This is a genomic window from Roseateles sp., assembly GCF_031397715.1.
In the GTDB taxonomy this organism is placed as follows: domain Bacteria; phylum Pseudomonadota; class Gammaproteobacteria; order Burkholderiales; family Burkholderiaceae_C; genus Paucibacter_A.
In genome coordinates this window covers 13830-28398 of the sequence record NZ_JANNMI010000069.1, presented here as the reverse complement: position 1 = coordinate 28398, position 14569 = coordinate 13830, and the positions used below count along the sequence as shown (strand labels likewise).

Genomic DNA, 14569 nt, shown 5'->3' with positions numbered 1-14569 from the left:
CGGTGGGTCAGCAGCGAGTCGCCAATCTGGATCTCTTCAAAGTGCTTGCGAAACGGGTGCACCGCGTGCTCCTGCACCTTGGCGCCGCGCTGATACTCGCCGGTGATGGCGCTCAACATGGTCGGGCTGCCCTGCACCGCGCAGCGCTGCAGATAGTGTTTGATGGCGCGCGCACCGCCCAGCTCCTCGCCGCCGCCAGCGCGGCCCGGCCCGCCGTGTTTGAGCTGCGGCATTGGCGAGCCGTGGCCGGTAGATTCCTTGGCCGCATCGCGGTCCAGCACCAAGATGCGGCCGTGGAAGGCACCGGCGAAATAGACGGTTTGGGCGGCGATCGCCGGCGTCTTGGTGACCACCGACGCCACTAGGCTGCCGCGGCCCTTGGCGGCCAGACTCAGGGCCTGGTCCAGATCGTCATAAGGCATCAAGGTCGCGACGGGGCCGAAGGCTTCCAAGTTGTGAACCGCCTCGTTGGCGAAACCGTCGCGGCAGAGCAGCAGCGTCGGCGCGAAGAAGCAACCTTCGCTAACGCCCTCACCGAGCGGCGCAAAGCCATCGCGCGCGCCGAAGACAACTTCATTGCCCACGCTCAAGTGCCGCAAGCGCTCGGCCACATCGGCCTGCTGATCCTTGGAGGCCAAGGCCCCCATGCGCACGCCGTCGACCGCCGGGTCGCCGACCTTGATCTTGGCCAGGCGATCACGCAGGCCAGCGGCCACCGCATCGATATGCCGCGCCGGCACGATGGCGCGGCGAATAGCCGTGCACTTCTGCCCCGCCTTGGCCGTCATCTCTTTTACAACTTCCTTGATGAACAGCTCGAACTCCGGATCACCGGCCTCCACATCGGGCCCGAGAATCGAGCAGTTCAGGCTGTCGGCCTCGGCGTTGAAGGGGATGGAGCGGCGTACCAGATTGGCGTTCACGCGCAACACGCTTGCGGTGTCGGCCGAGCCGGTGAAGGTGACCACATCGGTTTCTTCCAGCCGGTCCAGCAGATCGCCCGAGCTGCCGATGATCAGCTGCAACGCACCGGCCGGAGCCAAGCCGCTGGCATGGATCAAGCGCATGCAGGCCTCGGCGACAAAAGACGTGGCGGTGGCGGGCTTGACGATGCACGGCATACCGGCCAGAAAACTCGGCGCGAACTTCTCCAACATGCCCCACATCGGGAAATTGAAGGCATTGATGTGCACGGCCACGCCGCGCTTGGGCACCAGCACATGCGAGCCGATGAACTGACCTTCCTTGCTGAGCGCAATCGCCGGGCCTTCATGCAGCACATTGCTGGACGGCAGTTCGCGCCGGCCAATGCTGGCATAGGCGAACAAAGTGCCGATGCCGCCTTCGATATCGATCCAGTTGTCGCTGCGCGTGCCGCCGGTATGGGCCGACACCGCATACAGCGACTCCTTGTGCTCCATCAAGTAAGTGGCCAAGGCCTTCAGGCAAGCGGCACGTTGCTGAAAGTCGAACTTCAGCAGCGCCGGCAAGGCCTGACCCCGCGCAAAGCTCAAGCTCTCGGCGAAATCGATCTCGTCAGCATGCGTCTGCGCCACGGCGCGGCCATTGATGGCGCTGTGCAGGCTGCGCGCGGCCTCTGTGCCGACCCAGCGGTTGGCGATCAGGCTTTGCAGGATGGGGGCTTGCTTGGACATGGAATATCTCGGTAAAGAATGATCAGGCTTTGACGGCGCTGATGCCGCCAAAGAACAGGTCGGCGACCATCGGCGCGACCGCCTCATAACTCAAATCACCATCGGGCTTGAGCCAGGTAAAGGTCCAGTTGATCATGCCGAACAGCAGCATGGTCAGCGGTTTGTGCAGCTTGGCCGCGCTCAATTCCGGCCGCACGGCGGCCACCGCATCGGCAAAGGCGGCCACCACACGGCGCTCAATCTCCAACAAACGCGCGCGGTCCTCGTCGTTCAAGAACTTGACGTCTTCGGTCAAGACCCGGTGCTCGTTCTGCGCCTCGCCGTAGGCCTGCACAAAGCGCGCGATCAAGCGCCGCAACAAGGCCTCAGGCGCCAGCCCCTCCGCGCGCGCCTGCGCCTGCACCTCGGTGACCAAAGTCTCCAACCACTGCACATGGGTCGCGCAGATTTGCATCAAGAGCTCATGCTTGTCTTGCACATAGTGATACAGCGTGGGCTTGGAGACCGCACAAGCCTCGGCCACCGCATTCATCGAGGTGCCGGGGTAGCCCTGGTTGGCAAACAGGCGCGCCGCAGCGCGCAAAATTTCATCACGTTGATGCTCGAAACCCGCTGCGCGCCCGCGTGCCATCTGTACCTTCAGCGCTCGTCAAACGAAATCACCACCCGCGGCGTCAGGGCATGGGCCTGGCAGCTGAGGATGAAGCCTGCCGCCACTTCGGCCTTGTCGAGTGCGAAGTTCTTGTCCATGCGCACCTCGCCTTCCAGCAGCTTGCAGCGGCAGGTCGAGCAGACCCCGCTCTTGCAGGAAAACGGCACATCCATGCCGGCGCGCGCCGCCGCATCGAGCAGGCTGGCGTCGGTCTTGGCGAACTCGATCTCGCGACTGATACCGTCGCGTATCACCGTCACGCGGGCGCTGTCGGCATCACCGGCCAGCACCGTATGCGGCGCCGGCCGGCCGGTTTGCATCTCGAAGGTGCCGAAGCGCTCGATGTGGATGCGGGCCTCGGCCACGCCGGCGGCTCTCAATGCGGCCTCCACTGCCTCATTCATCTCGAACGGCCCGCAAACAAACACCTGGTCGATGCTCGCCGGTGGCAACAGCACCTGCATGAACTCAGCCAGCTTGGCCGCATCAATGCGCCCGGCCAGCAGAGGCGAATCCACCTGCTCACGCGAGAACAGATGGTGCAGCGAGAGCCGCGTCATATAGCGGTTCTTGAGGTCTTCGATTTCCTCCTTGAACATCGTCGACGCCTGGGCGCGGTTGCCGTAAATCAGCGTAAAGCGAGACAACGGTTCGCGCGCCAGCAGCGTCGTCATGATGGACAGAATCGGCGTGATGCCGGACCCGGCGGCGATGGCTACATAGTGTTGCGCCTGGCCTGCGGCAGCTTCGACGGCACCAAACCGGCCTTGCGGCGGGTAGCTTTCAATCAGCGCGCCGGGCTTTAAATGGCTGTGGACCCAGGTCGAAAACGCACCGCCCTCGACCCGGCGCACACCGACGCGCAGCTCGCCGTCATCGACCGCCGAGCAGATCGAATAGCTACGGCGCAGGTCCTGGCCATCGACCTGATGGCGTAGGGTCAGGTATTGCCCAGCGTTGAATTTGAAGCTCTCACGCAGCGCAGCGGGCACATCAAAGCTGACCACGACCGCGTCATCGGTATCGGGCCTGATGGCGCGCACCGTCAGGGCATGGAAATGCAAACTGCTCATGGCCGTTCTCTCACAAAGGTTTGAAATACTCGAACGGCTCTTGGCAGGCCAAACAGCGGTACAGCGCCTTGCAAGCGGTGGAGCCAAAAGCCGAGAGCTTCTCGGTCTGCTCGCTGCCGCAACGCGGGCAGGCCAGCCTGGTCAGCGAGGCCCGGTGCACCAGCCGGATAGGCTGCGCCTCGGCCGACAAGACCCGGCCGGGTGGCGCGATGCCATAGGCGCGCAGCTTCTCGCGGCCGGCCTCGCTGATCCAGTCCGTGGTCCAGGCCGGCGCGCGCTGCAGCGTGATTTGAATCTCGCCAAAAGCGGCCAGCGCGGCGCGCACATCATCTTGAATCAGCTCGGTCGCCGGGCAGCCGGAATAGGTCGGCGTCAGCACCACTTCCAAACCCGCCGCAGTCTCGTGCAGGCCGCGCACGATGCCAAGCTCGCAGAGCGAAATCACCGGCACCTCGGGGTCGGGGATCTGGCGCAGCACCTCCCAGGCGGCGGCGAGGCGACCGCAAGGGCTGGCTTGAGGAGTCACCATTTGCCACCCGGGTAGGCGCGCTGCAAATACTGCAACTCGGTCAGCAAATGGCCCATATGCTCGCTGTGCACACCGCGCCGACCGGCCGACACATAGGCGCTGACTTTCGGCTGCGCCAGGCCGGCATCGGCCATGACCTCGTTCAGATGCGCGCTCCACTCGGGGCGCAACTCGGCCCAGGACGGACCCAGGCCTTGCGCTACCGCCGCGGCATCGACCGCGTCGGCATCAAACAGCTCGTTGAACAAGGGCCACAGCTGCGCTAACGCTTCGACCGTACGGGCCGTCGATTCGGTCGTGCCGTCGCCCAGGCGTATCAACCAATCGGCCGCATGCTGCTGGTGATAGGCGCTCTCTTTGACCGCCTTGGCGGCGATCGCGGCGACTTCGGCGTCACTGGAGCTTTGCAGACGCCGCCACAGCAACAACATCCAAGTCGCCACGGCGAAGTTGCGCACCTGCGTGAAGGCAAAGTCGCCGCGCGGCAACTCCATCAGCACCGGGTTCAGGTACTGGCGCTCTTCGCGCAGGAAAGCCAGCTGATCTTCATCATGGCCCTGCCCGTCCAAATGAGCGGCATGGGTCAGCAGCGCGCGCGCCTGGCCGAGCAGGTCCAGCGCCATATTGGCAAGGGCCAGGTCTTCTTCGAGGATGGGCGCATGACCGCACCACTCGCCCAGGCGCTGGGCCAGGATCAGGCAGCTATCGCCGATGCGCAGCAGGTATTGGACCTGCGGCGAGGAACCGACTTGTACGGAGGCTTGGCTCATGGCTGGCTTACATATGGTTGATGGCATCGGGCAACTCGTAGAAGGTCGGGTGCCGATACACCTTGTCTTCCATCGGGTCGAAATACATGCCCTTCTCGCCCGGGTCTGACGCGACGATCTGATTCGACAGCACGACCCAGATACTGCAACCCTCCTGGCGCCGGGTGTAGACCTCGCGGGCCATCTGCACGGCCATCTTGGCGTCGGCCGCATGCAGGCTGCCGCAATGTTTGTGGTCCAGCCCGGCCTTGCTGCGCACAAAAACCTCCCACAGCGGCCATTCCTTGTCCACACTGTTGCTAGTCATGCTGCTTGCTCCTTCATCGTTTGTTTGCGCGCATGGGCAAGTGCGGCCGCGCGCACCCAGGCGCCGTCGTCCCAAGCCTTGACGCGGGCTGATAGGCGCTCGCGGTTGCAGGGCCCGTCACCGCCGACGACGCGCCAGAACTCGGCCCAGTCGATCGCGCCAAAGTCGTATTCACCGCGCGCCTCGTTCCACTTCAGGTCGGGGTCCGGCAGCGTAATACCCAGCAGTTCGGCCTGCGGCACCGTCGCGTCAACAAACTTTTGGCGCAACTGGTCATTGGTGATGCGCTTGATGCCCCAGCGGATCGACTGTTCGGAGTTGGGCGAGTCTTTGTCGGCCGGGCCAAACATCATCAGCGACGGCCACCACCAGCGGTTGACCGCGTCCTGCACCAGCGCTTTTTGCGCGGCATTGCCTTCGCGCATCATCACCAGCAGCGACTCATAGCCCTGACGTTGATGAAAACTCTCCTCCCGACAAACGCGGATCATCGCCCGCGCATAGGGCGCGTAAGAGCAGCGGCACAGCGGCACCTGGTTCATGATGGCCGCGCCGTCCACCAGCCAACCGACCACGCCGATATCGGCCCAGCTGGTGGTCGGGTAATTGAAGATCGAGCTGTACTTGGCCTTGCCCGAATGCAGCGCGGCGAGCATCTGGTCGCGGCTGGTGCCGAGCGTTTCGGCGGCCGAATACAGATACAGGCCGTGGCCGCCTTCGTCCTGCACCTTGGCCAGCAAAATCGCCTTGCGTTTGAGTGTGGGCGCCCGGCTGATCCAGTTGCCCTCGGGCAGCATGCCGACAATCTCGGAATGCGCATGCTGGCTGATCTGGCGCACCAGCGTCTTGCGGTAATGCTCGGGCATCCAGTCCTTGGCCTCGATGAAATCGCCGGCATCGATGCGGGCGTCAAAAGCGGCCTCGCGCGCGGCGTCCTCGGCGCTTTTGATCTGGGTGGCCGCATCTTGCGGGCCGACGCTCATCGCTTGGGTATACATAAGTCAATGCCTTCCTTGATTAAGACTCGCTGGGTCCGTGCAGCGCCACCACGGGCTTGCCCTTGATGCGGTACGAGCGGCCCCTGAACACGGCAATCAACTCATCGGCCTGGTTGGTGATGGTGATGTCGTAAACGCCGGTGCGGCCGGCCAGCGAGACCTCCTTGGCCACCGCCTTGAGCCGGTCGCCCAGCCTGGAGGGCGCCACGATATCGATCGAGAAACCCGAGGCCACGGTCAGCTCGTTATAGGAGTTACAGGCAAAGGCAAAGGTCGAGTCGGCCAGCGCCGTAACCATGCCGCCGTGGCAGAGATCGAAGCCATTCAGCATGGTCTCGGTCACCGTCATCGCCAGCGTGGCCGAGCCGGGGCCGACCGTCAACACCACCATGCCTAGCGCTTGGCTGGCCCGGTCATTGGCGAACATGCCGTCACGCACGGCTTCGGCGATTTCTTGTGAGGTCATGAAAAAAACGCCCTCAGCGATCGGTGAACTTGGGCGCGCGCTTTTGCAGAAAAGCGGCCGCGCCCTCTTGATAATCATCGGCAAAGCCGAGCCGGCTCTGCCGCATCGCCTCCAGCTTCAGCGCCTGCTCGTAGTCCAGTTCGCCGGCTTCGTCAAAAGCACGCCGCGTCTCGGCCATCGCGCGCACCGGCATCTGACTGAGGCGCTGGGCCAATGCTTGCGCGGTGACGGCCAAATCCTCATCGGCCACGCAGCGGTAGATCAGCCCCATCGCCTGCGCCTCGGCTGCCGGCAGCTTCTCGCCCAATAGCGCCAACTGCAAGGCCCGCGCGCGGCCGACCAAGCGAGGCAGCAACCAAGTGCCGCCGCAGTCCGGGATCAGGCCGATCTTGGAGAAAGCCTGGATGAAGTTGGCTGATGCGCCTGCAATGACCAAATCACAGCCCAGCGCCAGATTGGCGCCGGCGCCGGCCGCCACACCGTTGACGGCAGCAATCACGGGCATGGGCATGCTGCGCACCCGCAGCGCCAGCGGGATGTAATAGGCATCCAGTAGATGGCCAATGTCCTTGGGCATCTCGCCCGGCTGCAACTGAGGATTGACCAACGGGTCGGACAAATCCTGACCGGCGCAAAAGCCCCGACCGGCGCCGGTGATGACGACGCAGCGCACGCCAGCGTCGTCGGCCGCAAGGTCAAGCGCGCCGCGCAGTTGCACCAGCATCGCGCTTGTCAACGCATTCAGCGCGGCCGGCCGGTTCAGCGTCAGCGTGCGCACCGCGCCGTCTTGGCTGATCTCGATCGAAGGGTTTTGCATAGGGAGCCTCAGCAGTCAATGCGGTCATTTAGGCCAAAAACACTCTTGACCGACCGGTCGGTAGATCGTAAGGTCAGGCTTGATTTAGCGCAAGTCGGCCCACCCTGGTGCAAACCCTCGCCCTTTCGAAAGGACCCCCACCATGCCTTGTTACGCCATCGACGGCGTGATCCCCGTCGTTCACCCCAGCGCCTATGTGCACCCGACCGCCGTGCTGATCGGCGATGTGATCGTCGGCCCCGACTGCTATGTCGGCCCGCTGGCCAGCCTGCGCGGCGACTTCGGCCGCATCGTCTTGCAGGCCGGCGCCAATGTGCAAGACAGCTGCGTGATGCATGGTTTTCCGGGTTCGGAGACCGTCGTCGAAGAACGGGGCCATATCGGACACGGCGCGGTGCTGCACGGCTGCGTGGTGCGCCATGATGCGCTGGTGGGCATGAACGCGGTGGTGATGGACGCGGCCGAGGTGGGCGCCTACAGCATCGTCGCCGCCTGCGCCTTTGTGCGTGCCGGCGAGAAGTTGCCCGAAAAATCGCTGATCGCCGGCCTGCCGGCCAAGGTGTTGCGGCTTTTAAGCGATGACGAAATCAAGTGGAAGCTGGCCGGCACCCGGACCTATCAAGACCTGACCCGGCGTTGCCTGGCCAGCTTGCAAGAAGTGCAGCCGCTGGCCGAGCTGGAGGCGGATCGCCCCGAACTGCCGACTCAGCGGCATCAACCGCGCGCCGCCGGCTTGGCCAGCAAATAACGATTCGCCGGGCAACACCCGCACAGCCGCCGCCAGGGTCGCCAAGGTCGCCAACAAGGGGTGACAGCCGCTCAATGGAAGCAATCAAAGCCATCAAAGCAACAGGCCGGTGTTTACCGTCCAGCTCCGGCGTTGGCGAGCCATCGGCAGCGCAAACGCCACGCCCGAGGGCAAAGTGCCGCGCATTTCCAGCGACCACGCAGCCTCGGGGCTCACTACAGTTATCGAACAAGAAAAGCAAAACTTGAACAGGATTTTGGTGACTCGGAGTTTCACATGACGTTTTGGTCTAACCTGCCGCCGGAGCAAATTGCCAAGCTGTCGACGACAGTGATTGCTGCGTTCACCGGCGCTGATTGGCAGGCATTCAACAACGCCCAAATAGCGGCCTTGACCGCGGTCCAGGTCAACGCCATCTCGTCGCACGGCTGGTTGAGCATCGCTCCTGAGCAGGTGGTGGCACTGAGCATCGACGCCATGGCGGGCCTGAACGCACGCGCCATGCCCATGCTGCCGAGCAGCTTGCTGGGCGCCTTGCACAACGATCAAATTGCCGCGCTCAGCGGCACCGCGCTGCGCGCCTTGAGCAGCGCCCAAGCGCCCGCGCTGCAGCCCGATTGGCTGGGCGCCTTGGCCTCGCCGCAGGTTCAGGCGCTCTCGAATGCGGCCTTGACGGCCATCGGCACCGGTCAAATTGCAGGCCTGCACGCAGACACGGTGCAGAGTTTTTCAGACATCCAAATTCGTGCCTTGAAGACCCAGCAAATCGCCGCCTTCAGCGACGAAGGGCTGGGCGCGCTCGCATCGAATCAGCTGCGCGCCATGGCCACGGCACAAGTCCAGGCGCTGAGCACTGCGCAGCTGGACGCACTCAGCACCGCTCAACTTGACGGTTTGAGCAGCAGCCAGCTCGCGGTGCTGAGCACGACGCAGTTCAATGCCTTGGACTCGGGTGATTTACAAAGCCTGGAGACCGCACAGCTGCGGGGCTTGGGCAGCCGCCACATCGCCCAGCTTGATGCCAGCGAACTGGGCAGCCTGAGTGAAGCCCAGATTTCGTCCTTCAGCTCGGCCCAGGCCGCCGGTTTGCACAGCCTGGCCTTGGCCGGCCTGACGGACGCCCAGCTGTTTGCGCTGTCCAGCGCGGCGCTGGCTGGATTGAGCGGCAGCGCCCTGCAAGGCCTCAGCCCGGAACAAATCGCAGCACTTGATCCGGCTCAAATCAAAGGCCTGAGCAGCGCCGCCTTGCGCGGGCTGTCGGACCTCGCGCTGGCCGCCTTCAGCACCGAGCAAGTCGCTGTCTTCAGCGCCAGCCAGCTCAACGCCTTCAGCACGCAGCAGCTGCAACAGTTCGATGAGGGGCAGATCGCTGCCTTGAACACGGCCGCCTTGCGCGGCTTGGCGGGCAGCGGCGTCGCCGCCTTGACGGAGGCACAGCTCGACGCCTTGCAGTTTGAGCAAGTGCGCGCCTTCAGTACCCAGGCGGTGCGCGCATTGCAAATCACCCAGCTGAATCAGCTCGACACGGATCAACTCGGCGCGCTCAGCGGCGTGCAGATTGGCGCGCTGAGCAGCACGCAGCTGGCGGGCCTGGACGCCGGCATTGTGGGCAGCTTGAGCAGCGCGCAATTGCTGGCGCTGAGCTCCAGCCAGTTCGGCCGGCTCAGCAATCAGGCACTGACCGACCTGACGGCCGACCAGGTCGGCCTGCTCAGCAGCAAACAGCTGCTGGGGCTCAATAGCGCGCAGTTCGATTTGATGAGCAGCAGCGATGTCGCGGCCTTGTCGCTGAACACCCTGCGCAGCTTGAGCAGCAGCCAGCTGGCCGGCATGAATTCCGACGACTTTGACGCGCTCAGCGACAAACAATTTCAAGCCCTGAACGCCGCTCAATTGAAGGGCTTGGGCGGGGACCTGATCGACAAGCTCGGCATCGAGAAAATCGCCGCCATCAGCTCGGCGCAAATGGGCGGGCTCAGTGCCGCGCAGCTGCGCCAGCTCAGTCTTGAGCAATTCGCCGTCCTCAGCACGCAAGCCATCAGCGGCCTCGGCAGCGCCGGCGCCAGTGCGCTGAGCAGCAGTCAAGTCGCGGCTTTGGATGCGGATCAGTTCCGCGCTCTCTCCGGCGCGGCCATCAACGCGCTGACCGGCGGCGCGATGGTCGGGTTGACGCCGTCCCAGCTGGCCGCCCTCGCGCCGGCGCAGATTGCTTTGCTCGGCACGGCACAGATCAGCGCCTTGGGCGCGCTGCAAATTGACGCGCTGAGCGCCCCCCAAGTGGCAGCATTGACGGCCAATCAATTTGGCCGGCTGGGCGCCGAGGCCATCGCCGCCTTGAACGCCGATCAACTGGCGGCCCTCACCGCGCGCCAGTTTGCCGGTGCCTCGCCGGCGCAAATCGGCCAGCTCAGCCCCGAGCAGTTCCGCTTCATCAGCCCGAGCACGCTGGGCGCTCTGAACAACAGCCAAGTGGCCGCCTTGAGCACGGCCGACATCGCGGCCCTGAGTGGCGCGCAGTTCGCGGGCCTCGGCCCGGCCCAGCTGCGGGCTCTGCCCGACGCCGTATTGGCCGCGCTGAGCCAGGACCAATTGGGCGGCCTCAGCGCAGCGCAGGCGGCCGGCCTGCAAGCCCATCAAATCAAGACATTTTTGCCCGAGCAACTGGCCGCCTTCAGCAGCACGGCCTTGCGCGCATTGGGTGCAGGCGCGGCCCAGGCCTTGAGCGCCGAGCAGCTCAGAGCGCTTGAGCCCGGTCAGATTGCTTCGCTGTCCAAATTGGCCCTGACCAGCCTCGACGCGTCCCAGCTGCAAGCGCTCAATATCGACCAATGGGCCGCACTCGGCCCCGCCAATGTGGCCGCGCTGACCCTGACCCAGATCGCCGGGCTGGGCGGCGCGCAAGCGTCGATGCTGACGCCGCAAGAGCTGGCTGCACTCAGCGCCAGCCAGTTCAACCGCCTCAGCGCAGCGGCCGTACAAGGCCTGTCTGTCGAACAACTGGAAGCGCTGGGCACGCGGCAGCTGCAGGCCATGAGTGGCGTGCAGCTGCAAGCCCTCTCGCACCTGCAGGTGCAGGCGCTGAGCCCCTCGGCCATCGGCAGCTTGTCGCTGGATGCGATCAAGGTGCTCAGCCTCGACACCCTGACGCCGACCCAGCTGGCAGGCCTGCGGGCGGTGCAAATTCAGTCGCTCGGCGACGCCGCCATCGCCACCCTCAGCACCGATCAAGTTGCGGGCCTGAGCGGGCTCCAAGTGGCCGGGCTGACCGCGCATCACATCACGCTGCTGTCACCGGGCCAGATCGCGGCCGTCAGTACCGATGCCTTGGCGTCCTTGTCCGCCAAGGCGGCGGAGGCGATGTCGACGGCGCAACTGGCCGCCCTGACCACCGCACAGATGCAGGTTTTGGGCACGCAGGCCGCTCACGCCTGGTCGAATGCGCAATGGGCCGGCATCAACAGCGCCCAGGCGGCTGCACTGAACACGGCCGCCATCGCTGTGCTCACGACCGCTCAATTCAATAGTTTGGCGCCCGACGCCGTGCTGGCCCTGAATTCGCAGCAGGTGCTGGGCCTGTCAAGCGCGGCGCTGCGCAGCCTGGGCACCCACCATCTGGGCATGCTCAGCGATGAGCAATGGGGCGAGTTGGGCTCGCGCCAGCTGAGCGCCCTGTTGACGGCCCAGGTGGCGCATCTGAGCGTCGGTCAGGCCGGCGCCCTGGACGCCGCGGCCTTGAGCGGGTTCAGCACCCAGCAGTGGCGTGCCATGGGTACACAGCAGCTGCAAGGGCTTGAAACCGATGCCATGCGTGCGCTCAGCGGCAGCGCCCTGATCAGCCTTTCACAGACGCAGGTCCAGGCCTTGTCGACACTGCAAATTCAGTCGCTCTCGAACCAGGCGCTGCGCCAACTTGACAGCACGCAGGTGCAGGAGTTCAGCAGCCCGCAGCTGCAGGCTCTGGGCAGCGCGCAGATCGGCGCGCTGGCGGCCAATGTCTGGCCATCGCTGAGTGCGGCCCTGCCCTTGCTGAGTACGGCCCAAGTCGCGGGCCTGACCAGCCTCCAAATTCAAGCCTTCAGCAGCGCCGACATACTGGCGCTCAGCCCAGCCCAAGTCGCGGCGCTGAGTGCCACCACCATCCCGGCCCTGTCCACCTCGGCCATCAAGTTGCTCAGCACCGCCCATCTGGCTGCACTGACGACCGAGCAGGCGCAGGCGCTGACCAGCGCCGAGCTGGGGGCGATGAACAGCGCCCAGCTGGATGCCTTCTCCAGCCAGCAGGTCTACGCCTTGCAGCCCGCGGCCATTGCCGCTTTGGGCAGCGATCAATTGACCGCACTGGTGATGAACGATCTGGCGGCCGTCAGCACGGCCACCTTCGCCAGCCTGAGCAGCGCGGCGATTGCGCAGATCACCGCCCAAGCCCGGCCCGAAATCAGCACCGCCCAACTCGCCGCGCTGACATCGACGCAGGCACCCGGCTTGAGCACCGTCGAATTGGCCAGCCTGAGTACCGCGCAGATGGAAGCGCTGTCGGTGGCGGCCCTGCACAGCCTCAGCAGCGCCCAGTTCGCCGCCTTCAGCAGCACGCAAATGCTGGCGATGAGCAGTGCGCAGGTCGAAGCGCTGAACAAAAACGAATTGCCGCTGCTGGGTCTGGACACCCTGCAAGCACTCAACGCGAACCAGATCCAGGCGCTGAGTTCGGCGCAGATCGTGCTGCTGAGCAGCGCCCAGCTGCAAGCCATCAACCCGGACAGCCTGCGCGCTTTGACAACGGCCGCGCTAGACGCAATCAGTGCCGAAAACTTCGGCGCCTTGCGGCCGGCGCAAATCGCCGCACTGGGCGAGGGCCAGATCGCGGTGCTGGACGCGGCGCAGCTGCATGCGATGTCGGCCACGGCCTTGCAGGCCTTCAATGTGGGCCAACTCAATCTGCTGACGACCCAGCAACTGCAAGGCTTGAGCGGCGATCAGATCAACGCCTTTGCGCCGCAGCAATTGGTGGCCTTGAGCACGGCCGCGATAGGTTCACTCAGCCTGGAGCAATTGAAGGGGCTGAGCCCCACCCATATCGGCGAGTTGTCGCCGGCCCAAATAGCAGCGATTGCGCCGTTCAGGCTGAGCGAGCTGCCCACCACCCACATTGCTGCGCTCAGCGTCAGCCAGTTGGCCGGCCTGACCGTGCCGCAGGTCTTGACGCTGACCGATGCGCAGTTCAGCGCGCTCAGTGCGGCGCAGATGCCCGGCCTCAGCGTCGAGGCTTTGCGCGCGATGGCACCGGCCCAATTCGGCGAGTTCCGGCCCGACCAGTTGGCGGCGCTGACGGCGCTGCAGATCGTGGCGCTGTCACCGGCCGATATGGCGCAGCTCAGTACCGCGCACATCAGCGCGCTGGAACCCTTGCAATGGAAGGCCTTGTTGCCCGCCCAACTGGCCGCTTTGAGCGTGGCGCAAGTCGACGTGATTGGGCCCAGCCACTTGGCCTTGTTGGCGCCGACCCAACTTGCCGCACTCAGCACCGAGGCGATCACCACCTTGTCCGGCGCTCAGCTGAACGCGCTGCCCTCGACGGGTGTGGCGGCCTTCACCCAGGGCCAAATCTCCGCGCTGAGCCCCGAGCAACTGGCGACCATGGACATGGCCCATGCTGCCGCCTTCACCGGCACCCAGCGCGAGGCGATGACGCCGGCTCAGCTGGCCGTATTGGCCGCCGCCACGCCGCTGATGCTGGATCTCAGCGGTATCGGCGTCGGTGAGAATCTCGGCATCCAGACGCTTGGGGTCGAGCACGGCGTCACCTTCGACATCAACGCCACCGGCCACGCTTCGCAAATCGGCTGGGCCGGCGCCAACAACGGCATGCTGGCGCTGGACCGCAACGGCAATGGCCAGATCGACAATGGCGCTGAGGTGTTCGGCACCGCCACCCGTCTGGCGGGCGGCCAGTTGGCCGACAACGGCTTTCACGCGCTGGCCCAACTCGACAGCAATCACGACGGCAAGATCTCGGGAGCCGACGCCGAGTTCGAGAAGCTGCAGGTCTGGGTCGGGGCCAGCAACACCGCCAAGGGCCAATTGCACAGCTTGGCCGAGTTGGGCATCGTCGAGCTGGATCTGAACGCCACTCATCAAGAGGTGATTCAAAACGGCAACTTGGTCGGCATGGCGTCCAACTTCAAGACCGCTGACGGCGAAAAGCATGAGTTGGTCGACGTCTGGTTTGCGCAGGCGCCCACGGCCAGCAACAGCACGAGCTCAGGTCCGACCCTGCATGATTTGCTGCAAGGCCCGTCGACCAATTTGCTGACCGAGAAGTCGGCGGCCGACCCTTCCACCGCAGCGCAGTTCCAGCACAGCAGCGGGCACCATGCGATGTTCCGCTCGGAGCAGCTTCAGGACGAACTTGATCGCAACAAGGGCCATTTGCTGATCTGACGGGCGTGTGTATGGGGTTTTTGCCCCGCGACGGCCAGGCCCGAGCAGGAGGATTTTGGCGAATCTGTGCCGTCGGAAGGGGCGCTTAGGCGCAGCTGAGCCAGATCGGAGTTCAT

General features: G+C 64.8%; 11 protein-coding genes. 2 read left to right on the top strand and 9 right to left on the bottom strand.

What is annotated here, in order from left to right; genetic code table 11:
• The 9 genes from paaZ to RMO57_RS03170 all read right to left on the bottom strand — a co-directional run.
• Window positions 1–1655, bottom strand: a 1655-nt coding sequence (gene paaZ / locus RMO57_RS03210; RefSeq protein WP_310384155.1) for a phenylacetic acid degradation bifunctional protein PaaZ, incomplete at its 3' end; no start/stop codon positions are given.
• A gap of 22 nt (window positions 1656–1677) precedes the next feature.
• Window positions 1678–2286 (bottom strand): TetR/AcrR family transcriptional regulator, encoded by a 609-nt coding sequence (locus RMO57_RS03205; protein ID WP_310384154.1) that lies wholly within the window; start codon window positions 2284–2286, stop codon window positions 1678–1680.
• An 8-nt stretch (window positions 2287–2294) separates the two neighbouring features.
• A complete protein-coding gene (gene paaE, locus RMO57_RS03200) occupies window positions 2295–3380 on the bottom strand; it encodes a 1,2-phenylacetyl-CoA epoxidase subunit PaaE (RefSeq protein ID WP_310384152.1) in 1086 nt (361 codons plus the stop codon).
• A 10-nt stretch (window positions 3381–3390) separates the two neighbouring features.
• Window positions 3391–3909, bottom strand: coding sequence for a 1,2-phenylacetyl-CoA epoxidase subunit PaaD (gene paaD, locus RMO57_RS03195; RefSeq protein WP_310384150.1), 519 nt, complete (start codon window positions 3907–3909; stop codon window positions 3391–3393).
• Window positions 3903–4679, bottom strand: coding sequence for a 1,2-phenylacetyl-CoA epoxidase subunit PaaC (paaC, locus tag RMO57_RS03190; RefSeq protein WP_310384148.1), 777 nt, complete (start codon window positions 4677–4679; stop codon window positions 3903–3905). The genes paaD and paaC overlap by 7 nt, the downstream gene beginning before the upstream one ends.
• Before the next feature lie 7 nt (window positions 4680–4686).
• Window positions 4687–4986, bottom strand: a complete 300-nt coding sequence (gene paaB / locus RMO57_RS03185) for a 1,2-phenylacetyl-CoA epoxidase subunit PaaB (RefSeq protein ID WP_310384146.1) — start codon at window positions 4984–4986, stop codon at window positions 4687–4689.
• Window positions 4983–5984, bottom strand: a complete 1002-nt coding sequence (paaA, locus tag RMO57_RS03180) for a 1,2-phenylacetyl-CoA epoxidase subunit PaaA (RefSeq protein WP_310384144.1) — start codon at window positions 5982–5984, stop codon at window positions 4983–4985. Before paaA ends, paaB begins: the two co-directional genes overlap by 4 nt.
• A gap of 19 nt (window positions 5985–6003) precedes the next feature.
• Complete coding sequence (gene paaI / locus RMO57_RS03175) at window positions 6004–6450, bottom strand: hydroxyphenylacetyl-CoA thioesterase PaaI (RefSeq protein WP_310384142.1); 447 nt, start codon at window positions 6448–6450, stop codon at window positions 6004–6006.
• A 13-nt stretch (window positions 6451–6463) separates the two neighbouring features.
• The gene (locus RMO57_RS03170) at window positions 6464–7267 is read right to left on the bottom strand and encodes an enoyl-CoA hydratase-related protein (RefSeq protein ID WP_310384140.1); all 804 of its coding nucleotides are present in this window, start codon (window positions 7265–7267) and stop codon (window positions 6464–6466) included.
• Window positions 7268–7409: 142 nt separating this feature from the next.
• Here RMO57_RS03170 and RMO57_RS03165 point away from each other — a divergent pair, with 142 nt between their 5' ends.
• Window positions 7410–8015: a phenylacetic acid degradation protein PaaY gene (locus tag RMO57_RS03165; protein ID WP_310384138.1), complete on the top strand. Its 606-nt coding sequence runs from the start codon at window positions 7410–7412 to the stop codon at window positions 8013–8015.
• A 276-nt stretch (window positions 8016–8291) separates the two neighbouring features.
• Complete coding sequence (locus tag RMO57_RS03160; protein ID WP_310384136.1) at window positions 8292–14453, top strand: hypothetical protein; 6162 nt, start codon at window positions 8292–8294, stop codon at window positions 14451–14453.
• Window positions 14454–14569: the final 116 nt, after the last annotated feature.